This is a genomic window from Streptomyces sp. NPDC047081 (genome assembly GCF_040643775.1).
In the GTDB taxonomy this organism is placed as follows: domain Bacteria; phylum Actinomycetota; class Actinomycetes; order Streptomycetales; family Streptomycetaceae; genus Streptomyces.
The window spans coordinates 304284-324443 of the sequence record NZ_JBEYUY010000009.1 but is presented as its reverse complement, the minus strand read 5'-3'; the positions used below and the strand labels follow the sequence as shown (position 1 = coordinate 324443).

The window sequence follows — 20160 nt, the reverse complement described above, 5'->3', positions numbered from 1 at the left end:
AGCTCTTACTTCTCTACGTAACGAAGCGAACGCAGCCCGCGTTCCAGATGCCAGTGCAGATACGCGGACACCAGCCCGCTCCCCTCCCGGACATACCGCGGCTCGCACGCGTCCGCGGTCTCCCAGTCTCCCGTAAGCAGCGCGCCGAGGAGTTCCAGGGTCTGCGGCGACGGTACGACACTGCCGGCGACCCGGCAGTCGACGCAGACCGAGCCACCGGACGCGACCGAGAAGAAGCGGTTCGGGCCGGGCATTCCGCACTTCGCGCAGTCGCTGAAGGTGGGGGCGTAGCCGTTGACGGCGAGGGAGCGCAGCAGGAAGGCGTCGAGGACGAGGTGCGGGGCGTGCTCGCCGCGGGCGAGCGTCCTGAGCGCCCCGACCAGCAGCAGGTACTGCTGCACGGCCGGCTCGCCCTCGTGGTCGGTGAACCGCTCGGCGGTCTCCAGCATCGCCGTCCCGGCGGTGTATCGCGCGTAGTCGCTGACGATCCCCCCGCCGTACGGCGCGATGGTCTCGCTCTGCGTACAGAGCGGCAGCCCCCGCCCGACCAACTCACTCCCCCGCGCGAAGAACTGCACGTCGACATGGGAGAAGGGTTCGAGCCGGGCCCCGAACTTGGACTTCGTACGCCGAACCCCACGAGCCACGGCCCGCACCCGCCCATGACCGCGGGTGAGCAGCGTGATGATCCGGTCCGCCTCGCCCAGCTTCTGGGTGCGCAGCACGATGCCGTCGTCGCGGAACAGACTCATGGACCCATTCTCGCGTACCGCGGGGGTCAGCGGGTTCGGTCGGGGTTACTGATGGTGTCCCAGGGGGCCAGATTCCAGGGGCTGGAGGCGTTCGCCGGGTCCAGCAGGGCGCGCAGGTGGGCGTCGGCGACCGTCTGCGGGGCGGGGAGGTCCGGGTCCCCGGCGCCCCGGAGGCCGTCGCGCCACACCTGCCGGCCGAGCAGGTAGTGGTCGGCGTACTCCTGCCAGGAGGCGTACGTGCGCACCACCGACGGCACGATGTTCCTCAGCGCGGTCCAGGCGTCGGCCTCGGTGATCAGCCCGCAGCCGAAGCCGCGCCGCGCGATGTCGACGTACAGGGCGGCGTCCCAGGCGAGCGGCGCGACGCCGAACAGCCGCTGGGCCCGCGCGCGGTAGCCGGTGCGGGAGAGGTCGTCGAGCCGGTCGACCAGCTCTTTCCGCGAGGTGATCTCCCACTGCTCGGCGAGCCAACCGCGGGCGGTCTCGTCGTCGACGCGGGTGAACGGGTACAGGGTGGTCCGCGAGGCCGTGCGGTCCCGGCTCACCGGCGCGCTCAGCGACACCATCCACAGCTGGTGCGTGGTGAGGGGGACGGGGTACCGCTTGGCGGCCTTCGGCTTCAGCCGGTTCCGTATGTTCCACAGACCCATGCGGCCGCACCCTATCCACACGTCAAGGGACCTCGCCCCGGCTGCGTGCGTTGGCGTACGCCGTCGCCGCGCTGAGCCGCTCGGCCTGGGTGGCACCCCGCACCACGCCCGGCTCGGCGTCCCACTCCCTGCCTCCGCCGTACGGTCTGAGTTGGACGTACGGTCCTTCATGTCCCATGACGATGCCGACCTTTCCGGTACGGGTGTCCACTACGTGAGTGCCGACAGGGGGTTTCATTTCTTCTCCTTAACGACCCCCACGGTGTTCCCCTTTCTTTTTGGGTTTCACTCTTCGCATCTCCATCGCGGGCCCTTCCGCCTACACTCGGCAGGAGTCTGTGCACTGTAAGTCCGGTGCAGGTCAGGGGCGTTGCCCATGGCCAACACTTTGCGCGGCCCATTCGAAAATCTCGCCCGTATATCGCACTGGCGGATTTCCGGACGCCCGCGGCACGGCCGCATTTTCGAGCGCTTTTCACTGACGATCGTCACCGGCAAGCAATATGGGGATTGAGACCACGAGCCGTCCATGACAGGCTCATGCCCCATGATCGACGAATTCGCGAAGACCAACCTGCACGGGCGGCTGCGGCGGGACCGCGAGGCCCTGCTCTGGAAACTCGACGGCCTGTCCGAGTACGACGCCCGCCGACCCCTGACGACGACCGGAACCAACCTCCTCGGCCTGGTCAAACACGTGGCCACCGTCGAGGCCAGATACTTCGGCGAGGTCTTCGACCGCCCTTCCCCGGAACCGCTGTGCCGCTGGCAGGACTCCGACGGCAGCGACCTGTGGGCGGCCGAGGACGAGACCCTCGACCAGATCGTCGGGTTCTACCGGCGCACGTGGGAACACTCGGACGCGACGATCGACGAGCTCCCCCTCGACGCTCCCGGTCACGTCCCGTGGTGGTCGGAGCCGTATCCCAACACGAACCTGTTCGCCATCCTGACCCATGTCCTCAGCGAGACCGTCCGGCACACCGGGCACGCCGACATCCTGCGCGAGGGCCTCGACGGCCGGACCGGGCTGCGCCCCGAACACGAGAGACCGATCGACGAGGAAGCCCGCGCGGCCCACCGCGCGAGGATCGAGCAGGCCGCCAGGTCGGCCGCACCGCTCCAGGCTTAGCGGCCGCCCGCTCGCGGCCACACGCCGGTGGCCTCTGGCCACCAGAAGTCATGCCTTGTAGAATTCAACGCCGGGTGCATTCATGGGCATGTCCAGCGACGGTGAGGCCTGCGATGACATACGACGTCGGCGTGATCGGAGGCGGCTTCGCGGGGTCCGTCCTCGCGGCCGCGCTCGCCCGGAACGGCGTACGGACGCTGCTGCTCGAATCCCGCCCCTCCCCCGGCTTCCGCGTCGGCGAGACCCTCGTCCCGTACGCCTCCTCCTTGCTGCGCGCGGTCGCCCGGCGCTACGACGTGCCCGAGGTGGAGGCGCTCGGCACGCTCAGGTCGGTCGAGCGGGACGTCTCGCAGGGCTGTGGGGTCATGCGGAACATGGGGTTCGTACTGCACCGGGAGGGCCTGCGGCAGCACCCCGGCGAGGTGTACCAGGTCGTCAACCCCAAGGTCGTGCCCGACCCGCCGCACCTCTTCCGCGCCGACACCGACGCGTACCTCCTCGACGTCGCCCGGCACCACGGCACCGACGTGCGCACCGGCGCCGAGGTCACGGACGTGCGGATCGAGCCCGGCGCCGGCGCTCACCTCAGTACCGCCGACGGCGCGGACTTCCACGTGCGCTACGTCGTCGACGCGGCCGGTCACCGGTCCCCGCTGGCACGGGAGTTGGGGCTGCGGGAGGAGCCACCGGCGTTACGGCACCGCTCGCGCGCCTTCTTCACCCACATGACCGGCATCCTGCCGTACGACCGCACACCCGCAGGACGCCAGACCGGCCAGCCCAGTCCCTGGCACGAGGGCACCCTCCACCACGTCTTCGACGGCGGCTGGATGTGGGTGATCCCCTTCGGCAACCAGCGCCAGGCGAGGGCGAGTTCGGTGTGCAGCGTGGGGGTGGTACTGCGGGAGACGGGGAGTGAACTCCGGCCGCCGGAGGAGGAGTTCGCGGGCGTGCTCGCGCGATACCCGGACATCGGCGCGCAGTTCGAGCACGCCGTGCCCGTGCTGCCGTGGACCTCCGCCCCGCGGTTGCAGTACTCCTCCCGGTCGACCGTCGGCGAGGGCTACTGCCTCCTCGCAGACGCCGGCGGTTTCGTCGACCCGCTCTACTCGCGCGGGCTCGCGCACAGCCTCGAAGTCGTCGGCGCCCTCGCCCGCCCGCTGATCGACGCGGCGCGGGACGGCGACTGGTCGGCCGCGCGGTTCCGCCCTGTCGAGGCACTCCAGCGCGGGCTGCTGACCGCACACGACGACCTGACGTACGCCTCCTTCGTGGCCTTCCGGGACTACGACCTGTTCAACGCCGTCGTCCGGGTGTGGACGCTGAGCACGGTGCTGGGCGCGCTCGCGGTGGAGAACGCCTGTGCCGCGTACGCGAAGAGCGGCGACGAGGGCGTCTTCGCGGCCGCCCGCCCCGGTGGCGAGCACTTCGCATCGCTGGCGCCGCTCGCCCGCGACCTGTGCCAGGAGGTCGAGGCCGGCGGCCGTACCCCGCAGGACGCGGCGGAGCGGATCTTCGCCGCGCTGGGTGCCGCCGACTACGTGCCGCCCGCACTGGGCCTCGCCGACCCCGCCGACCGCTTCTTCCACAACACCCCGGCACGCATGGTGCGGGCCGCCCGCTGGGTGCGTACCGAGGCGCCCGAGGAGACCGCAGCGCTGCTGAAGGGAGCCATGGCCGGGCTGGTCAGGGAGCGGCTCAGGAGCCGCCGACGACGACAAGGAGAGAGCACCTCATGGAGCCACAGGCAAGCAGCACGTTAGAGCCCGCCAAGGAGAAGGAGACGTACGACGTCGCGATCCTCGGATCGGGGGTCGCCGGTTCCATCCTGGGCGCGATCCTCGCCCGACAGGGTGTCAAGACCCTTCTGCTGGACGCCGGTTCGCATCCGCGGTTCGCGATCGGCGAGTCCACCATCCCGTTCACGCTGGTGTCGATGCGCACCCTCGCCGAGCGGTACGACGTACCGGAGATCGCCCATCTCGCCTCGTTCACGGACACCACGCGCGCCATCGGACCCCGGTTCGGCGTCAAGCGGCACTTCGGGTTCCTGCTGCACCGCCCGGGCGCGCCGCAGGACCCGCGCGAGGTCAACGAGTTCAACACCCCGCCCCAACTCCTGCACGAGGCCGCGCACTTGTTCCGGCAGGACACCGACTCCTACCTCTTCCAGGTGGCGGTGCGCTACGGCTGCAGCATCCGGCAGAACTTCTTCGTCACCGACATCGACTTCGACGGCTCGGGCGTGACGCTCGCGGGGCGGGGCGGCGAGTACCGGGCCCGCTATCTGGTCGACGCGAGCGGCTTCCGGTCGCCGGTGGCGGACAAGTTCGGGCTGCGCGAGGACCCGTGCCGGTTCAAGCACCACTCCCGGTCGGTGTGGAACCACGTCGTCGACCTCACTCCCACCGACCGCATCTTCGACCACGTCCCGGCCGAGCAGCGCCCGCCCGTGCCCTGGTACGAGGGCACGGTCCACCACATGTTCGAGCGCGGCTGGGCGTGGGTGATCGGCTTCGACAACAACAAGTGGTCGAAGAACCCGCTGTGCAGCATCGGCATGACGGTCGACCCGCGCCGCTACCCCAAGCCGGAGAATCTCTCCCCCGAGGAGGACTTCGCCCAACTCGCCGCCCCTTACCCGGACATCGTCCGGCAGTTCGAGGGCATGAAGCCGGTCCGCGAGTGGACGTCCACGGGCCGACTCCAGTACTCCTCCAAGCAGACCGCGGGCGACCGCTGGCTGCTGCTCTCGCACGCGGCCGGCTTCATCGACCCGCTGTTCTCCCGCGGTCTGTCCAACACCACGGAGGCCCTGAACCTGCTCGCCTGGCGCCTGTTGCGCGCGGTCAAGGACGACGACTTCTCCGGCGAGCGCATGGCCCCCGTGGACCGCCTCCAGCAGGGGCTCTTCGACTACAACGACACCCTGGTCAACTCCGCCTTCATCTCCTGGTGCGACTACGACCTCTGGAGCGCCGTCTTCCGGATCTGGGCGTGGGGCGCCAACGCGGGCGTCTACCGCATGCAGACCGCCCTCACCGAATTCCGCAAGGACGGCCGCGACAGCCACTTCACGGATCTGGAGGAGGTGCCCTACCCGGGCCTGTACTGGCCCGACCACGAGGGCTTCGCCGAGCTGTACCACGCGATGGTCCGGCAGTGCGAGGCGGTCGAGGCCGGTGCGGTGAGCGCCGAGGACGCGGCGGACTTCCTCTACGACCGGCTCCAGTCCGCCGACTTCGTCCCCAAACACTTCGGCTTCGCCGAGCGGGAGGTGCGCTTCCTGAACCCGCGCCCCAAGACGCTGCTGAAGATGGCCCGTTGGGCGGCGACGGAGGCGGACCCGGTGGTGCGCAGGCTGGTCCTCGGCAACGGACGGGAGGCGGTGAAGGCGCGGCTGAGGGGCAAGCGGCTGCTCTGAGGGAGGGGATGAAAGGGGGGCCGGGACCAGGGCGGGCGCGGGGGTAAACCCCCCTGCGTACAAGGCTGTTGGCCGGATGGGAGGAGCGGGACGGTTCCGGGAGGCTCGTGGGCATGAAGGAGATCACGAAAAGCGCCGCCCTGATCGCGGCCGCCTCCGGCATCGTCTTCGGTGTCCTCACCCCCCTCACCGCGTCCGCCGCCGACGCACCACTGGCGTGGGGTACGTGCTCGGGCTCGGGCCTCGACCCACGTCAGCAGTGCGCGACCCTCCAGGTCCCGCTGGACCACGACCGCCCCGGCGGCCCGAAGATCGACCTGGCCCTCTCGCGCATCCCCGCCGAGAAGCCGTCCGCCCGCCGGGGCGCCCTGCTGCTGATCCCCGGTGGACCGGGCGGCACCAGCCTCAACGACCCTTCCGGCAAAGGGCAGAAGCTCCCGCAGAGCGTGCGGGACGCCTACGACCTGATCGGGTTCGCGCCGCGCGGCAACGCGCCCTCCACGTCCGTGAGTTGCGGCCTCGGCCACGCCGACCTCGCCCTGACGACCCTGCGGCCGTGGCCCGGCGCCGACGGCTCGGTCACCGGCAACATGGCCGCCGCCCAGCGCATGTCCGACGCCTGCGCCCGCAACGGCGGCGAACTGCTGCGGCACATCAGCACGGTCGACAACGCGCGTGACGTCGACCGGATCCGGGCCGCGCTCGGCGAGCGCAGGATCTCCGCCTGGGGCGTCTCGTACGGCACGTACGTCGGCGCGGTCTACGCCCAGCTGTTCCCTCAGCGCACCGACCGGATCGTCCTCGACAGCAACGACAACCCGGATCCCGTGAACCCGGAGCGCGCCTGGCTGAAGGCGGCCGAGGTCGGAGTCGAGGACAACTTCCCGGAGTTCGCCGAGTGGGCGTCCACGCCCGGCAATCCGTACCGCCTGGCCGATACGGCCGCCGAGGTCCGCCCGCTCTTCCTCCACCTCGCCGCACGCCTGGACCGCGAGCCGATCCCCTGGCCCGGCGCCAACCCGGACGAGCTCAACGGCAATGTGCTGCGTCAGACCATGCTGAGCGCCCTGTACGACCCCGACGACTACCCGGCGCTGGCCCAGCTGATCCTGGCCGCGAGCAAGGGCACGGTCCCGCCCGCGCCGGTTTCCGCTCCGGACGCGGCGCTGCAGAACGTCACCGCGGTCGGCGCCGCCACCATCTGCAACGACGGCGCCTGGCCGCGTACAACGGCCGTGTACGAGAAGGGTGTTGAGGAGAGCCGCGCCAAGTACCCGCTGACGGCCGGCATGCCCCGTAACGCCATGGTGTGCGCCGCGTGGCAGTGGCGGCCCGAGCGGGCGCCGGTGCGGATCACCGACCGGGGGCCGTCGAACGTCCTGCTCGTGCAGAACGAGCGGGACGTGGCCACCCCGTTGAGCGGCGCGCGCAAGCTGCGCGAGGCCCTCGGCGGGCGGGCCGTCATGGTGACCGTCGACGCCACCGGTCACGGCTCCTACCTGCGGAACGGCAACGCGTGCGGAGACGCGACGGTCTCCCGCTTCCTGGCGACCGGTGCGCGCCCCGGCTCGGACGTCTACTGCCCCTGAGCGCAGCGGCCGTACTGCCGGGCCAGCGCGTGGAACGCCTCCTTCGGCTCCCAGTGCCAGCCCGAACGGGGGTCGTCGGGGCGGTCCTTGACGACCTTGGTGATGCTGTAGCTCGCCATGTCGAGGTCCTTGCGCGGGTCGTCGGCGCGGTGCGGGGCGTCGGGGGTGACGAACTCGAAGGCCATCGCGCCGTACAGGCCCATCGACTCGAAGACCGACAGCAGGTCCGTGAGGTAGGCGGCCTGGGTGTGCTCGCTGCGGACCAGGTCGCCCTTGATCTCGCCCTTCTCGTAGTCGACGACGTCCCAGCCCATGCCGCCGGCCTGGGGCGCGCCCTTGTAGGCGCAGGTGCCGAACTCGGTGATGGCGAGGGGCTTGCCCCAGCGCAGGTACTTCCTCAACTCCCGCACATAGTCGTCGTGTTGACGGAAGTACGAGTAGTAGTCGATGCCGACGATGTCGAAGAGCCGCCAGTCGACCTGGTCGTCCTGGGCGGCGGCGTAGGCGAGGTTGCCGTGGAAGACGGAGCGGCCGGTCTTCGCGGCCTTCGCGGTGAAGCGGTCGAGGCGCCGCTGCATCTTCACGGGGTCGAAGGTGCCGTTCTGGAGATTCTTCACCCGCTCCAGAACCGTCTCCCCCGGCACGATCCCGGGCACGAACAGCCAGAACTCGCAGCCCACGCTGAAGTCGACGCTCGCACCCTGCCGGCGCAGCCGCTCCGCGAACCGGCCGCACTCGGCCATGTGCTCCAGGATCTCCCGCTCGGGCGCGTCCGCGAGGGTCGGCTGCAGCCAGACGTGCAGCCCCTGCTCGGCGGCCTCGGCGGCGGTGGCGGTGAGCCGCGCGACGCCGTCACCGGTGACGTCGACGGCGTCGGCGTGCAGCCGCTCGCGGATGACACGGACATCCCGGCGCATCCGGCCTGCACTCCAGGCGGTACCGGGGGTCTCACCCTCCCCGACGGTGTAGACGACACCCCGGTGCCGCAGCCCCCGCCCGCTCGCCCCCGCCGCCCCGCCCGGCAGCACCACCGCCGACACCCCCAGAGCCGCGGCCCCCGCCAAGAACCGGGCCCGACTGATCCCCTTCGTCTTCTCCATGCCCTTCACTGTGGCGTCCCCGGGCCCGCCCCGCCGTCCGCCGATGGTCTACGGCCCGGCAACCAAGGAATGACTTACGGCGTCGGTCGCTGATCGCCGAACGAAGCAGACCGAGATCCCAGCCCACGCCACCACCACCGACCGCCTGCCCGAACTGGAACAGCCGGGGCGTCCTAGTCCGGCCGTCCGTCGGCCGCCTGTGGAATGCCCGCGCCCGGCAGCCTCAGCGTCGCGTCCCACAAGCGGGTGAACTGGCGCATGCGGTGTTCCACGTGGCCGGGGCGGGCGTTGAGGGTGGTCTTGGCGTTGACGTCCTTCGTGTCCTGGTCGATCTCGTACGACAGCTCCCGGTCGAAGATGATGAAGTCGGACTTCGTGCCGAGCTGCGCCCAGGCCGGCAGTTCGGACAGGGCCACCACACGGGCGTCGATCTCCAGCGCGCGCTGGTTGTTGCACAGGGCGCGTACCTCGTCGTCGATCTCCTCCGGGGTGTCGACGAGGAACAGCCGCCGTATCTCCACGCCGTTGGAGAGCGCGTCGCTCTGCGCCTCCAGATAGCGGGCTGCGGGCTCGCTGCCCCAATAGCCCCGGTCGACGGAGGTGCTGGTCGCGTCCAGGCTGTACTTGATGCAGTGGGTGAGGCCGATCAGCCAGTCGTCGTTCTCGCCGAGGCAGTCCGCGCTGCGGCTGCTGAGGTTCTCCAGCAGGCCCGCGAGCCGCTCTATCTCCTCGCTGGCGAAGGTCTTCACGGTCTCGTTGTTGAGCTTGCCGCACTCCGTGGCCCGCCGGGCCAGCTTGATGACGGCGTCCGAGCGCAGCACCGAGCGGTCCACGTTGCTGAACAGCTCGGTCGCCGCGTTGATCTGCCGGAAGCGGTCGTCGACCAGTCCCGTGAGCGCGACATGGTGGCTGACCAGGTTGTCCTTCACGTCCCGGATCATGTCGGCCTGGCTGGTCTCGATCTCCTCCAGCCGTTTCTCGAAGTCGACGAGGTACTGCACGATGAGCGCCGCGCCGCCGATGACGACGGAGGCGGTCAGGTTCCACACGTCCCCGGCGCCCTGTTTCTGGTCGAGCGCGTTGGTGACCAGCAGGGCGATGACGAAGACCAGCGAGGTCACCAGGATCTTCATCAGGACCGGCGGTACCCGCAGCCCCCTGGATTCGGGGCGCTGCGGCGCCGGGGCGGCGGGCGGCGGCTGGCCCGTGGTCGTCGTCGTGGTCGCCGGTGCTCCGTTCATGGCCTCTCCCCCGTCATGTCGACTCCCCCGGTCATGTCCTGTCCCCCGTCATGTTTTCTCCCCCGCCCGGGCGGGCTGCGCGATCGGCTGCTTCGGCAGGGCGTTGAGCAGAGCAAGTCGGTCCCGGACCCGCTGGACGAGGTTGTCCCACTGGCGGGTGAATCCCGGGTCGTGTTCGAGTACGTCCCACAGGGCGCGCAGGGCGCGGTCGCCGCGTGCCCGTGGCATCCACAGGTGCATCAGGTGCTCCACGGCCGGCCGCAGGGCGGTGAGCGCGTCGGGGCCCTCGACCGGGCCGAGCCGGCCGTCGAGCAGTCGTACGACCGTGGTGAGCAGCCAGTCGTGGAGCGCGAAGTCCTCGCACAGGGCGGCGATCGCGGCCGGGTCGGTACCGGCGGGCACCCGCAGTCGTACGGTGCGCAGGTCGTCCTCGGCGAGGGTGAACTCCTCGATGGCGGGCCCCTGTCCGGGTTCGGCGGGCAGCGCGGCCCAACGCAGGCGTGTGTGCCGGGACTTGAGGGGTGCGCGCTGGTCGAGCAGCGGGTGCCGGACGAGGGGGGTGAGCACGCCGTCGGCGATCAGGCCGAGGTCGAGTTCGCCGGGCCGGCCGCCGGTCAGGACGCCCTGGGCGGCGGCCGACTCGGGGAGCCTGCCGAGGGGTTCGAGCACTCCGGGCCGTATCAGGTAGTGCCCCCAGGGGCGGCGCCGGTCGGGGCCCTGGGCCGGGGTGCGGAAGTAGGCGCTGCTCTGCAGTATCCGGCCCTCGGTGAGGGCGGCGCGCACGGCGACCGTGCCGACCACGCGGACCTTCGCGCCGTTGGCCGTGGGCAGGCGGCAGTCGACGCCGGTGAGGGTCTGCGGGGAGAGCGCGTAGAGGTTGGGGCGCTTGGAGACCAGGACGCGTTCGTCGGCGCGCAACTGCAGGAGTTGGGCGGCCGCGTCGATGTCCAGGGGCTGGCGGGAGGGCAGCACGCAGGTGCGTACCTCCCCACAGGCCAGGACCGTGGGCGCGGTGTCCGGCGGGGCCGTCATGTCAGGGTTCCGGGTAGAACACGTAGGAGACCCGGTCGACGACGGAAGCCGGCGTCGGATGCCGCTCGCTGCCGGTGCGCCTGGTGATCTGGTCGACGGCTCCGGCGTCGACGTCGGTCTGGTCGAGGATCACCCGCACCGCGTGCTCGACGGACAGGAAGCGGGTCGGCAGTACGGAGCAGGTGCGATACGCGCTGAACGGGTCCGCGTCGGGGTTCAGCCGGACCAGCGGGGGTAACTCGTCCCACGCGCCCGGGAGTTCACCGACGCGCGCGTCGCGCGGGAGCAGCACGGCCTCGCCCTCGTTGCGGAGCAGGCCGAGGCGGGCGAGCTGCCAGACGGCGGCGAGGAAGGGGCAGGACCAGGTGCGGTTGCCCTCCTTGTCCTCGTCCCACAGTTCGACGTCCACGAAGACCGAGTGCCGGCGCGCGTTGGTCTCGCTGGGCGGCTGCCAGGGCTCGGCCCTGCGCATGGCCTGCGGGGAGCGCCCGGCGGGGCTGCGCTGGCCGTTGGCGAGCCAGCCGGACTCACTGACGGGCGGACGGGCGCCGTAACTGCCGGGCGGCGGCGACTCGACGAGGCGGCCCGCGACGGCCTGGGCGAGCGGGACCTTGTCGGCGACGGCGCAGGCCGACTCGCGGGCCAGGTAGTCGATGACGAGCCCGGCCCGCTCGGCCTCCTCCAGCACGAGCGGCAGCAGGTCGGCGGGGGTGGAGAAGCGGCTGAAGTAGTCGTCGACGAGGAAGCAGGTGCTGATCCGGGGCCGTCCGCCGGTGGTCCGGGCGGCGAGGTCGGCACGCGCCGCGTCGGCCCAGGGCCGTACCCGCTCGAAGTGCCTGCGCAGGCCGTCGCGTCCGTCCGCGAGGTCCTCCATGTACAAGTGGCCCAGTTCCAGGGAGAGATGGGAGAGCGGGACCGCCTCGGTGCGGGGCTGTGCCGCGGTCTCCCGGAAGACGTCCGTCACGGCTGCCCCCAGTGGGTGTCCTCGGTGAGGCGGCGGGCGATCGCCTCCATCGCCTCCAGGGTCTCCTTGTTGGCGATCTGGGTCGCCACGACCTCTTCCTCGGTGATCAGCTGTTCCCGCCACTGCAGGATCGGCTCCAGCGGCACGGTCCCCAGCAACACGCTGTCCCCGACGCCGAGTTCGGCCGCGAGCCGGCGCAGCTTCTCGTCGTACATCTGCATCCAGGCGAACTGGGCGGGCGACAGGTGCGACCACAGTGCGGAGTCCGGATCCGGTACGGCGGCGCGCACGAAGCGGATCACGGACCTGAGGGCGTCCTTGTCGTGGCCGCGTTCGGCGCCGCCCTCCAGCAGGCCGCGCTCGGCGAAGACCAGCCCGGCGGCGGCGATGACGTGCTGGCGGGTCCAGCGGTGGAAGACCACCCAGCGGGAGACGACCCGCTGCAGTTCGCGTCCCGCGGTGGCCTCCAGGACCATGTCCATGGCGTAGCTGCGGCCGGCGCTGAGGTCGACGAGGATCAGGTCGAACTCGGCGTTCAGGCGCAGCAGGAGGTCCACGCAGCGGTGCACGGAGTCCTGGTCGGTGACGAACTCGCCGCCGCTCGCGTCGCCGGGCAGCAGTACGAGCCGGCCCGCGCCGATGGGCATGCGGCGCAGGACGGTGTGCTCGGTGCGCCGCCAGATGTCGATCCGGGCCGGTTCGGGGACCGTTCCCTCCAGATACGAGTGCAGGCCGCCGTACTCGATGCCGCGCTGCATGTCGGGCACGTCGAAGACGGCGGGCGCGGTGGGCGAGCCGAAGTCGAAGTCGACGTAGACCACGTCGTCCCCGGCCAGTGCCCGCTGGTAGGCGAGGTTGGCGCTGGTGACGGAGCGGCCGGTGCCTCCCTTGTCGGAGGCGGCGAAGACGATCACCGTCGCACCTCCCCGGCGGCGGCTCCACGAGCCTGGGCGAGGGTGTCGAGCTCCACGAGCACGGCCATCGCGAGCGCGCTCGCGGTACCGGGCTGCCTGCGGACGAGTTCGCGGGCCCGCCTGAGCCGGATCTCGATCATGCGCAGGGACTTCGCCAGATCGCTGTCGGTGGCGACCACGGACTGCATCTGCTCCTTGCCGAAGCGGTGGGTGGCCTCACTGATCAACGCGGTCGCGTAGGTGCCGAGTTGGGGGCTGCGCACCGGCTCACGCGCGTAGAAGCCGTACGCGGCGACCATGCACTCGGTGAGGCGCTCGGTCATGCTCCAGGACAGCGGCCCCTCGCGCTTGGGCGCGACAGGGAACACCGCCTGGACGTCGTCCCAGAGGTCGACGCCCTCGCCGTCCTCGATGCGCCGCTGCCACAGGTGCTCGAAGGTGTCCTCGGCCAGCTCGAGGAGCCGGTTCTGGGTGCCGATGTTGCGGGAGAACGTGGCCAGTTGGACGGTGCGCTTGAGGAGGTGCGCGGAGAAGTCGGTGACGGTCCAGCGCAGTTGGGGGCCGAGGCTTTCGCTGCCCTCCAGGGGCAGGATGACGCCGGGGCTGTGGAGTTCGAGGGAGCGGTCGTCGCGGGTGAGGGGGCTGTTGATGCGGCCGCGTTCGGCCAGGCGCCACAACACCTCGGCCGTACGGGCGAGTTCCTCGTCGCCGGCCCGGCTGCGCACCAGGTCGTGGACGACGAGCGAGGCCACGGAGAGCGAGAAGTACTCGGATTCGAGCTTCTGGTTGGTGACCCGCCAGGGGATGTCCTCCAGCGGCCAGCGGTCCGCGCCGAACCGTGCGATGCCCGACCAGTACTCGCGGGTGACGGTCCAGCGCAGCCGTAGCGCCTCGGCGAGGGTCTGCTGTTCCTCGGTGAGCAGGCCGAGGGAGAGGGTGCGGTCGGAGGACAGGTCCTGGATGCCGTCCAGGGCGACGACGGTGAAGTAGAGGTAGGGCACGGGGTCGGCGACGCCGTCGCGGTCGGTGGGCCGGATCACGGGGGCGTCGCGCACCATGCCCCAGGCCCAGCCGCACTCGAACATCATGCTGGGGTCCTGGAGGCCGTCCGCGACGTCGACGCCGAGGGTGATGCGGTCGGCGATGGTGGCGCGCAGGGCCGCGAAGGTCTCCTGGAACTGCTGGAGCACGGCCCGTTCGGACAGCCGGCGCTGGCCGAGGGTGCGGGCGAGGCGCCGGCCCTGGGTGGTGTCGGCGTCGAAGACGTTGACGGTGAAGGAGCGCAGCAGGCCCACCATGGCGGCGGTGAGCCGCTCGCTGGTGGCCCGTTTGAGTTCCTCCAAGGCGTCCCGTACGTCCGAACGGACCGTGGTGCCCTGGTACTTGTCGATGAAGCCGAGGGTGGCGAGGCACAGGGTGACGGACATGGAGAAAGAGTCGACCACCCCCAAGTCCCGCTGTTCCGGGGTGATTTCGGCGTCCGGGTCCTCGGCGGTGAAGTAGTAGCCGCCGGCGAAGCTGGGGCTGCCGTCGGGTGCGGTGTGCTGGTGCATGAACTCGGTGAGGGCGGCGACCAGGGCCGCCGGGATCTCGGTGCGGCCGCCGACCGGTCTGAGCGCGCGCTGGACGTCCTTCTGGGTGGTGTCCGGCTCGTCCAGCCGGAACTCGGGGATCTCGGTGGCCGGGTACATGAGGCACAGCAGCCGCTCGGCGTCGGCGACGCTGCTCTGTCCTCCCCAGTCGCCCCAGCCCCAGCGTCCGTCTTCGAAGGAGTGTCGGGCGATCGCTTCCCAGATCTGAAGCAGATGAGCCCTCGGCTTGATCTCCATCCCCATGCCCCTCACACAGGTCGTGACCGCTGCCCCGGCCCCGAGACCAGATTCCGGAACGGAGAATTCAGGACCGGGGGCCCTGATTCCTCTTTCCGTAAGCCAGGATGATTCCGGTATGCCCTGGACGCACCATATGGCTCACCTCACCCAGGCGTTTTGTCTGGATTTCCCCGGTGAACTCCTCGAGGCTTTTCCTCACCTCTGCCTCGTCGACGTCGCACGCGGGAAAATGCCGGTTGCCAACGTCATACCCATGGGAGCCCTCCATGAACGCGGCGGCGAAAGGCGCTCCGGGCGCGAGGCTCAGCATGAAGCACTTGATCGCCTGCCGGAACTCGTCGTGCGAGGTGGAGATGGATTCCGCTACGAAGAACATCGTCCCCATCTGCCACTTGCCCTGGGTGTTGCGCAGACCCAACAGCCCCGGCCGACCGAGCTTGAACAGATTCCCCTTCTGAACGCGGACCGTTTTACGAAATCTTTCGTTCCGCTCCCCGTCGATGCCGGCGTAGGGCTCGCACTCGGACAGCACCTTCCAGAAGGCGTCCCAGTCCGGGTCGAGGCGGTCGCGCTGCTGTCGTAGATAGCCGACGTTCTTCGGTGCCCGCTCGAAGAGGGTGATCTCGTCGCACCACGGCAGCATCGCCAACGCCGGATAGAGATTGGCCCCCGCTCCGATGTCAATACCCAGAATCGGCCGTTCGGCATGGTCAGTGCAGCGACTGAAGTGATCCCTTACAAGTTCAAGGATCTCTGCATCCACGTCGAGAAGATCGCGGTAATTCTGGTCAAGGTATGCGCTGGGGTCGAATTCTTCCCATGGTGCGTCGTCATTGAGAACGCACGATTCGACCGGAGCTCGGGAGGTCATGCTCGACCATACACCCCGGCGAGACCGCGGAGAAAGTTACCAGGTTAGTCCGCCCGATCGGGTAACAAGGTCGATAAAATGACATAGCCGAAAGCGTGCTTGTTACAGGTAAGACGTGCCGTCATCCTGATCGGAACCCCCGGGAGGTGGCATGACTGCTCTGCCCGCGCGTCGAGCCGCACGGCGACTCCGGCTGAGAAGCGTCACGGAAGCGGACCTCGACGCGCTGGCCCTCCTCGACCGGGAGGCCTTCCCGGAGGAGCCGTACCCCTACTTCGTACTGCGTCAGATGTACGACGTGTACCCGGACCATCTGCTGGTCCTCGACGACGGCAGCGCCCTCAAGGGCTACGTGCTCGTCGGCACCCGCCCCGACAAGAGCCGCAGCTGGATCCTGGGCCTGGGCATCACCCGGGACGAGCGCGGCCGGGGCTACGGCCGCCGGCTGATGGAGGAGGTACTGGGCCAGCTGCGCGGCATCGGCGTACGCGAGGTGTTCCTCACCGTCGCCCCGTCCAACGCGGCGGCGATCCTCCTCTACGAAACCCTCGGCTTCACCGCCGAACAGGCCGTCCGCAAGGACTACTTCGGCCCTGGCGCGGACCGTCTGGTGATGCGGCTGCGGCTCTAGACCCGGTTGTCGCCGAACCGGCGTACGTACCGCTTCTGCCACGGCGTCTCCACGGCCCGCGGATGGTAGTGCCGCCGCACGAACTCCACCGCCTCGTCGGCCGGTACGCCGTCCAGCACCGCCAGACAGGCCAGCGCCGTCCCGGTCCGCCCACGCCCACCACCACAGCCGACCTCGACCCGCTCGTCGGCGGCCCGCTCCCAGGCCCCGGTGAGGGCGGCGCGGGCGGCCGGCCGGTCGGCGGGGAGCCGGAAGTCGGGCCAGCGGACCCAGGTGAACTGCCAGGGGACGGGCGGGGGTTGGCGACCGAGGAGATACAGGCCGTACGAGGGGATGGGCGCGGTCGGGTCGAGGGGGCGCCGCAGGCCGCGGCCACGGATCAGCCGGCCGGACGGCAGCCGGAGCACACCGGCATCCCGCTCGCCCCACTGCTCACCCATCCAAGCCACCTCCTCGACCACCGCCCACTCGGACCGGCACACACCCCCAGCCGCTCACGCACGGGCCTTCCGCGGGCCTTCCGCACCCCCGCCCCGCTCGTCCGGACCGGCTCACCCGGCCCACTCGCTGCCCACCCGCTCATCCCGAGCGGATCACTCCCGCCCCGCTTCCCTGAGCGCCTTCTCCAGCAGCGCGCCCGCCGCCCATCGCATCACGTCCTTCGCCTCCCCGGGGTCGAGTTCGCAGACGTCGCGGGTGGTGACCAGAGCCTCCACGCCGTAGACCAGGTTGACCGCGTTGGTCAGGTGGCGGTGGACCTCGGGCGGGAGGTCGCGGCGAGAGGCTCCAGGGCGGTGCGGGTGACGTCGAGGCGGCGGCGGTTGCGGATGGGGGTGTCGTCGCCCCGGGACGGCTCGGTCCAGCGGGACAGGGAAGCGATGAGCACCGCCCGCCACACCGCCTCGTCGCCGAGCTGCATGTCCGCGATGCGGGAGACCACGAGGTCCAGCCGCTCGGCGGGGTCGTCGGGCAGGTCGGCGACCGCCTCGAAGCCGCGGGCGACCGTCTTGGTCTCGCGGAGCAGCTCCTGGGGGTTGGAGAAGTAGCGGTGGGCGGTGGCCACGACCTGTCTGCCCTCGCGGCCCCACGGGCACCATCGCACCCGCCGAAATGGAGGTCCTGATCGCGTCCCACATGCCGGCCGAGGAGCACGGCGATCCGGGGATCCCGGCGGCGCTGGAGCGCTACGAGCAGCTGGTCAAGGATATGTGCGTCAAGAGGTCGCAGCGCACGCACACGTACTACTCCGACGACGCGGCGACGGTGGAGGACCTGACCACCGCGGTGGTCACGGGCCAGAGCCGGCATCGCAGCCCAGCTGACTGCAACCCCCCAGGGGCGCGGGGCTGTATCGATTTGCGGCTCCGCCGCGTGGGCGCGACAAGCCCCCACGAACCCGCAGCCGCCACCTAACCGCTACCCCACCCCCCTAGGCGCCTGACCGGCCCGTGCCTCGATCCCACGAAAGTGAACGGCCATCGCCCGCTGCGCACCCGCGACATCGTGGGCGCGCAGTGCCGTGACGATGTCCCGGTGACGGCGGACCGTGACGTCGGGCGTCGGGTCCTCGGCCCGCCCCCGAGCCCCCGCGACCCGACGGAACACCGTCCAGAACGCGCCGAGCAGCTGCGGCACCAGCGCGTTGCCGAGCGGCGCGTAGAGCAACTCGTGGAACTCACGGTCGAGTTCCGGGAAGGGCCGCCCCTCCCGCCCCGCCGCCTCCATCCGGTCGACCACTGTCTCAAGGCGATCCAGCTCAGCCTCACTGAGCAGCTCCGCGACCCGCCTGACCAGCCCCTCCTCCAACACCTCCCGCACCTGAAGAATCTCGGCCAACGCCCCCGTGTCGTCGTCGTGCCGGGCAAGCGTGCGGAAGGTCAGCCCGTCGACCAGCGGAGTGAGCGAGGCCTGCCCGACATACGTGCCGTAACCGTGTCTGATCTCCACGATGTCAAGCGCCTGGAGTGCCTTCAGGGCCTCGCGCACGGAGTTGCGGCTGACTCCCAGGTCCTCCATCAGCTCCGTCTCCGTGGGCAGCGCCGCGCCCGGCCGGAGTTTGCGATCGAGGATGAGCTGCACGACCTCGCGCCGCACCCGGCTGTTCCTGGACTCCTGGTTCCCGGGCCGGTTCCCGGTCGCCGCACTCCTCGGCCGCTCGGACATGCGCCGCATCGTACGCGCGCCGGACGTCCCACGTCCCACGTCCCGCACTGACGTGCACCAACTCCCGCCATTTCGTGCCGCCATTGGCTCGACCTATGGCGGCTACGCCATTCGTGTGCGACCCCTTGACCGCCCCCTGTGCCCCTCCTATGGTCGCGCCTGACACAGGACGTAGGACGTCGTATCTCCTCGTTCCCGAGGGAACTCCCGATGGAATCCCGAGGGAACTCCCGTTGGAACTCTTTGCTGGAGGAACCGTGCACCGCCGGACCTTCCTGAAGCACACCGGCGCCCTGAGCGCGGCCGCCGCCGTCTCCGCGTCGCTGTCGGCCTGCTCCTCCGGGCCCCAGTCCACGAACGACACCGGCAGCGGCGGCGGCAAGGGCCGCACCCTGACCGCGGTCATCGGTTACGGCAACGACGGCAGCTGGGACCCCACCCAGACGGCGTCCGCCTTCTGCATGGCGGCCAACAACCACATCTACGAGGGGCTCCTCGACACCGACCCGATCTCCCGCAAGCCGTACGCGGCGCTGGCGACCGAGGTGCCGAAGGACCCGAACGCCACGACCTGGCGGTTCACACTGCGGGCAGGGGCGAGGTTCCACGACGGCAAGCCCGTCACCGCCGACGACGTCGTCTTCGTCTTCGACCGGATCCTCGACCCGAAGACCCAGACCCTCGCCAAGGGCTTCTTCGCGAGCTGGCTGAAAGAGGTCCGGAGGGTCGACGCGTCGACCGTCGAGCTGGTGCTCAAGTTCCCCTTCCCGGACGGGGTTTCGCGGCTCACCCTCGCCAAGATCATGCCGAAGCACGTCTTCTCCGCGCCCGGCGCCTGGGACAAGGCCATCGCGGGTCTCGCGGTCGGCTCGGGGCCGTACCGGCAGACCGCGCACCACCCGAAGTCGAACACCACCTTCGCCGCGTTCGAGGACTACAACGGCCCGCGCAAGGCGGCCTTCGCCAGGATGAACTGGCTGACGATCGTCGACGCGGCCCCGCGCGTGGCCCGGATCTCGGGCTCCAGCGCGGGCGCGCAGATCTCCGACAACATCCCGTACGCCAATATCGAGCAGCTCAGGAGCGGTGGGCTGACGGTCGCGGGCGGGGCCGGGATGAACAACCTGTTCCTGATGTTCAACACCAGGCACAAGCCCTTCGACGACGTCCGGGTGCGGCAGGCGCTGCACTACGCCATCGACACCGACAAGATGGTCGAGGTCGCGCTCAAGGGGCACGGCAGGCCGTCGTCGTCGTTCCTGAACGAGGGCAACCCCAGCTACCGGCGCGCGAAGACGGTCTACGACTACGACCCCGACAAGGCGAAGGCACTGCTGAAGGCCGCCGGGGTGAAGAACCTGAGGATCAACCTCCTTGCGGTGAACGTGAGTTGGATCGTCGACTGTCTGCCGACCATCAAGTCCTCCTGGGACGCGATCGGCGTGCGGACGACCCTCTCCCCGCAGGAGACCACCGCCGTCTTCACCAAGATGGACCAGAAGCAGGACTACCAGGTGGTCGCGGCCGCCTCGAACCCCAACCAGTTCGGCCTCGACGCCGACCTGATCATGCACTACAACTACGGGCCCACCAACCTCTGGATGGGCTACACCCGTTGGGCCGACAACACCGTCGCCAAGCAGCTCTTCAAGGACATGGACCGGGCCACCCAGGAGCCCGACGCGGACAAGAAGAAGGCGATGATCCAGGACTACATCGACGTCGTCGCCGAACAGGCCGTGCTCTACCCGGTCGTGCACAACGAGCTGATGACCGCCTGGGACCCGCGCCGGCTCACCGGCATAAGGGCACAGCCGTACCCCGGCATCAATCTCCTCCAGGCCAAATGGGTCTAGGGGCGCGCC

At 70.2% G+C, this 20160-nt stretch carries 22 protein-coding genes; 8 read left to right on the top strand and 14 right to left on the bottom strand.

The annotated features are described in order from the left end of the window. Positions 1–5: 5 nt before the first annotated feature. The 3 genes from recO to ABZ848_RS20045 are packed head-to-tail and all read right to left on the bottom strand — an operon-like array spanning position 6 to position 1640. Positions 6–752: a DNA repair protein RecO gene (gene recO / locus ABZ848_RS20055; RefSeq protein ID WP_360833479.1), complete on the bottom strand. Its 747-nt coding sequence runs from the start codon at positions 750–752 to the stop codon at positions 6–8. A gap of 26 nt (positions 753–778) precedes the next feature. Next, positions 779–1402, bottom strand: a complete 624-nt coding sequence (locus ABZ848_RS20050) for a DUF1266 domain-containing protein (RefSeq protein WP_360833477.1) — start codon at positions 1400–1402, stop codon at positions 779–781. A 22-nt stretch (positions 1403–1424) separates the two neighbouring features. Next, positions 1425–1640, bottom strand: coding sequence for a hypothetical protein (locus ABZ848_RS20045; RefSeq protein WP_360833475.1), 216 nt, complete (start codon positions 1638–1640; stop codon positions 1425–1427). Between the two features lie 138 nt (positions 1641–1778). Between ABZ848_RS20045 and ABZ848_RS20040 the strand changes: the two genes are divergently transcribed. The 5 genes from ABZ848_RS20040 to ABZ848_RS20020 all read left to right on the top strand — a co-directional run bounded on the left by ABZ848_RS20040 (position 1779) and on the right by ABZ848_RS20020 (position 7547). Continuing rightward, positions 1779–1916 (top strand): hypothetical protein, encoded by a 138-nt coding sequence (locus tag ABZ848_RS20040; RefSeq protein WP_360833473.1) that lies wholly within the window; start codon positions 1779–1781, stop codon positions 1914–1916. Positions 1917–1949: 33 nt separating this feature from the next. After that, positions 1950–2534 carry a DinB family protein gene (locus ABZ848_RS20035; protein ID WP_360833471.1) on the top strand — a complete coding sequence of 195 codons (585 nt, stop codon included), beginning with the start codon at positions 1950–1952 and terminating at the stop codon, positions 2532–2534. Positions 2535–2647: 113 nt separating this feature from the next. Further along, entirely contained in the window at positions 2648–4297 is a 1650-nt protein-coding gene (locus tag ABZ848_RS20030) for an NAD(P)/FAD-dependent oxidoreductase (protein WP_360833469.1), read from the top strand. After that, the gene (locus ABZ848_RS20025) at positions 4270–5958 is read left to right on the top strand and encodes an FAD-dependent monooxygenase (RefSeq protein WP_360833467.1); all 1689 of its coding nucleotides are present in this window, start codon (positions 4270–4272) and stop codon (positions 5956–5958) included. The genes ABZ848_RS20030 and ABZ848_RS20025 overlap by 28 nt, the downstream gene beginning before the upstream one ends. Before the next feature lie 113 nt (positions 5959–6071). Next, positions 6072–7547: an alpha/beta hydrolase gene (locus ABZ848_RS20020; protein WP_360833465.1), complete on the top strand. Its 1476-nt coding sequence runs from the start codon at positions 6072–6074 to the stop codon at positions 7545–7547. Here the strand turns inward: ABZ848_RS20020 and ABZ848_RS20015 are convergent. From ABZ848_RS20015 to ABZ848_RS19985, 7 genes are all read right to left on the bottom strand, one after another. After that, positions 7535–8647 carry an abortive phage infection protein gene (locus ABZ848_RS20015; protein WP_360833463.1) on the bottom strand — a complete coding sequence of 371 codons (1113 nt, stop codon included), beginning with the start codon at positions 8645–8647 and terminating at the stop codon, positions 7535–7537. The genes ABZ848_RS20020 and ABZ848_RS20015 overlap by 13 nt on opposite strands. Before the next feature lie 173 nt (positions 8648–8820). Further along, complete coding sequence (locus ABZ848_RS20010; RefSeq protein WP_360833461.1) at positions 8821–9888, bottom strand: DUF6879 family protein; 1068 nt, start codon at positions 9886–9888, stop codon at positions 8821–8823. A gap of 48 nt (positions 9889–9936) precedes the next feature. After that, positions 9937–10920: an SCO2521 family protein gene (locus ABZ848_RS20005; protein ID WP_360833459.1), complete on the bottom strand. Its 984-nt coding sequence runs from the start codon at positions 10918–10920 to the stop codon at positions 9937–9939. A 1-nt stretch (position 10921) separates the two neighbouring features. Then, positions 10922–11884: an SCO2522 family protein gene (locus ABZ848_RS20000; protein WP_360833457.1), complete on the bottom strand. Its 963-nt coding sequence runs from the start codon at positions 11882–11884 to the stop codon at positions 10922–10924. Further along, complete coding sequence (locus ABZ848_RS19995; RefSeq protein WP_360833455.1) at positions 11881–12798, bottom strand: SCO2523 family variant P-loop protein; 918 nt, start codon at positions 12796–12798, stop codon at positions 11881–11883. The genes ABZ848_RS20000 and ABZ848_RS19995 overlap by 4 nt, the downstream gene beginning before the upstream one ends. Further along, positions 12795–14627 (bottom strand): SCO2524 family protein, encoded by a 1833-nt coding sequence (locus tag ABZ848_RS19990; protein WP_360833453.1) that lies wholly within the window; start codon positions 14625–14627, stop codon positions 12795–12797. Before ABZ848_RS19990 ends, ABZ848_RS19995 begins: the two co-directional genes overlap by 4 nt. Positions 14628–14694: 67 nt before the next feature. Next, on the bottom strand, positions 14695–15501 hold the full coding sequence (locus tag ABZ848_RS19985) for an SCO2525 family SAM-dependent methyltransferase (RefSeq protein ID WP_360833451.1): 807 nt from the start codon (positions 15499–15501) through the stop codon (positions 14695–14697). Between the two features lie 151 nt (positions 15502–15652). On the opposite strand from ABZ848_RS19985, the gene ABZ848_RS19980 reads away from it, so the two are divergent. Beyond that, entirely contained in the window at positions 15653–16132 is a 480-nt protein-coding gene (locus tag ABZ848_RS19980) for a GNAT family N-acetyltransferase (protein ID WP_360833449.1), read from the top strand. On the opposite strand, the gene ABZ848_RS19975 is transcribed toward ABZ848_RS19980, so the two are convergent. From ABZ848_RS19975 to ABZ848_RS19965, 3 genes are all read right to left on the bottom strand, one after another. Further along, positions 16129–16572 carry a protein phosphatase gene (locus ABZ848_RS19975; protein WP_360833447.1) on the bottom strand — a complete coding sequence of 148 codons (444 nt, stop codon included), beginning with the start codon at positions 16570–16572 and terminating at the stop codon, positions 16129–16131. The two genes, ABZ848_RS19980 and ABZ848_RS19975, sit on opposite strands and share 4 nt — an antisense overlap. Before the next feature lie 153 nt (positions 16573–16725). Continuing rightward, positions 16726–16848 carry a hypothetical protein gene (locus ABZ848_RS19970; RefSeq protein WP_360833445.1) on the bottom strand — a complete coding sequence of 41 codons (123 nt, stop codon included), beginning with the start codon at positions 16846–16848 and terminating at the stop codon, positions 16726–16728. A 26-nt stretch (positions 16849–16874) separates the two neighbouring features. After that, positions 16875–17195, bottom strand: a complete 321-nt coding sequence (locus ABZ848_RS19965; protein ID WP_360833443.1) for a hypothetical protein — start codon at positions 17193–17195, stop codon at positions 16875–16877. Between the two features lie 47 nt (positions 17196–17242). Between ABZ848_RS19965 and ABZ848_RS19960 the strand changes: the two genes are divergently transcribed. Continuing rightward, complete coding sequence (locus ABZ848_RS19960) at positions 17243–17545, top strand: hypothetical protein (protein WP_360833441.1); 303 nt, start codon at positions 17243–17245, stop codon at positions 17543–17545. Between the two features lie 3 nt (positions 17546–17548). On the opposite strand, the gene ABZ848_RS19955 is transcribed toward ABZ848_RS19960, so the two are convergent. Next, positions 17549–18295 (bottom strand): FadR/GntR family transcriptional regulator, encoded by a 747-nt coding sequence (locus ABZ848_RS19955; RefSeq protein WP_360833439.1) that lies wholly within the window; start codon positions 18293–18295, stop codon positions 17549–17551. 257 nt (positions 18296–18552) lie between these two features. On the opposite strand from ABZ848_RS19955, the gene ABZ848_RS19950 reads away from it, so the two are divergent. Continuing rightward, positions 18553–20151, top strand: a complete 1599-nt coding sequence (locus ABZ848_RS19950; RefSeq protein WP_360833437.1) for an ABC transporter substrate-binding protein — start codon at positions 18553–18555, stop codon at positions 20149–20151. Positions 20152–20160 lie beyond the last annotated feature (9 nt).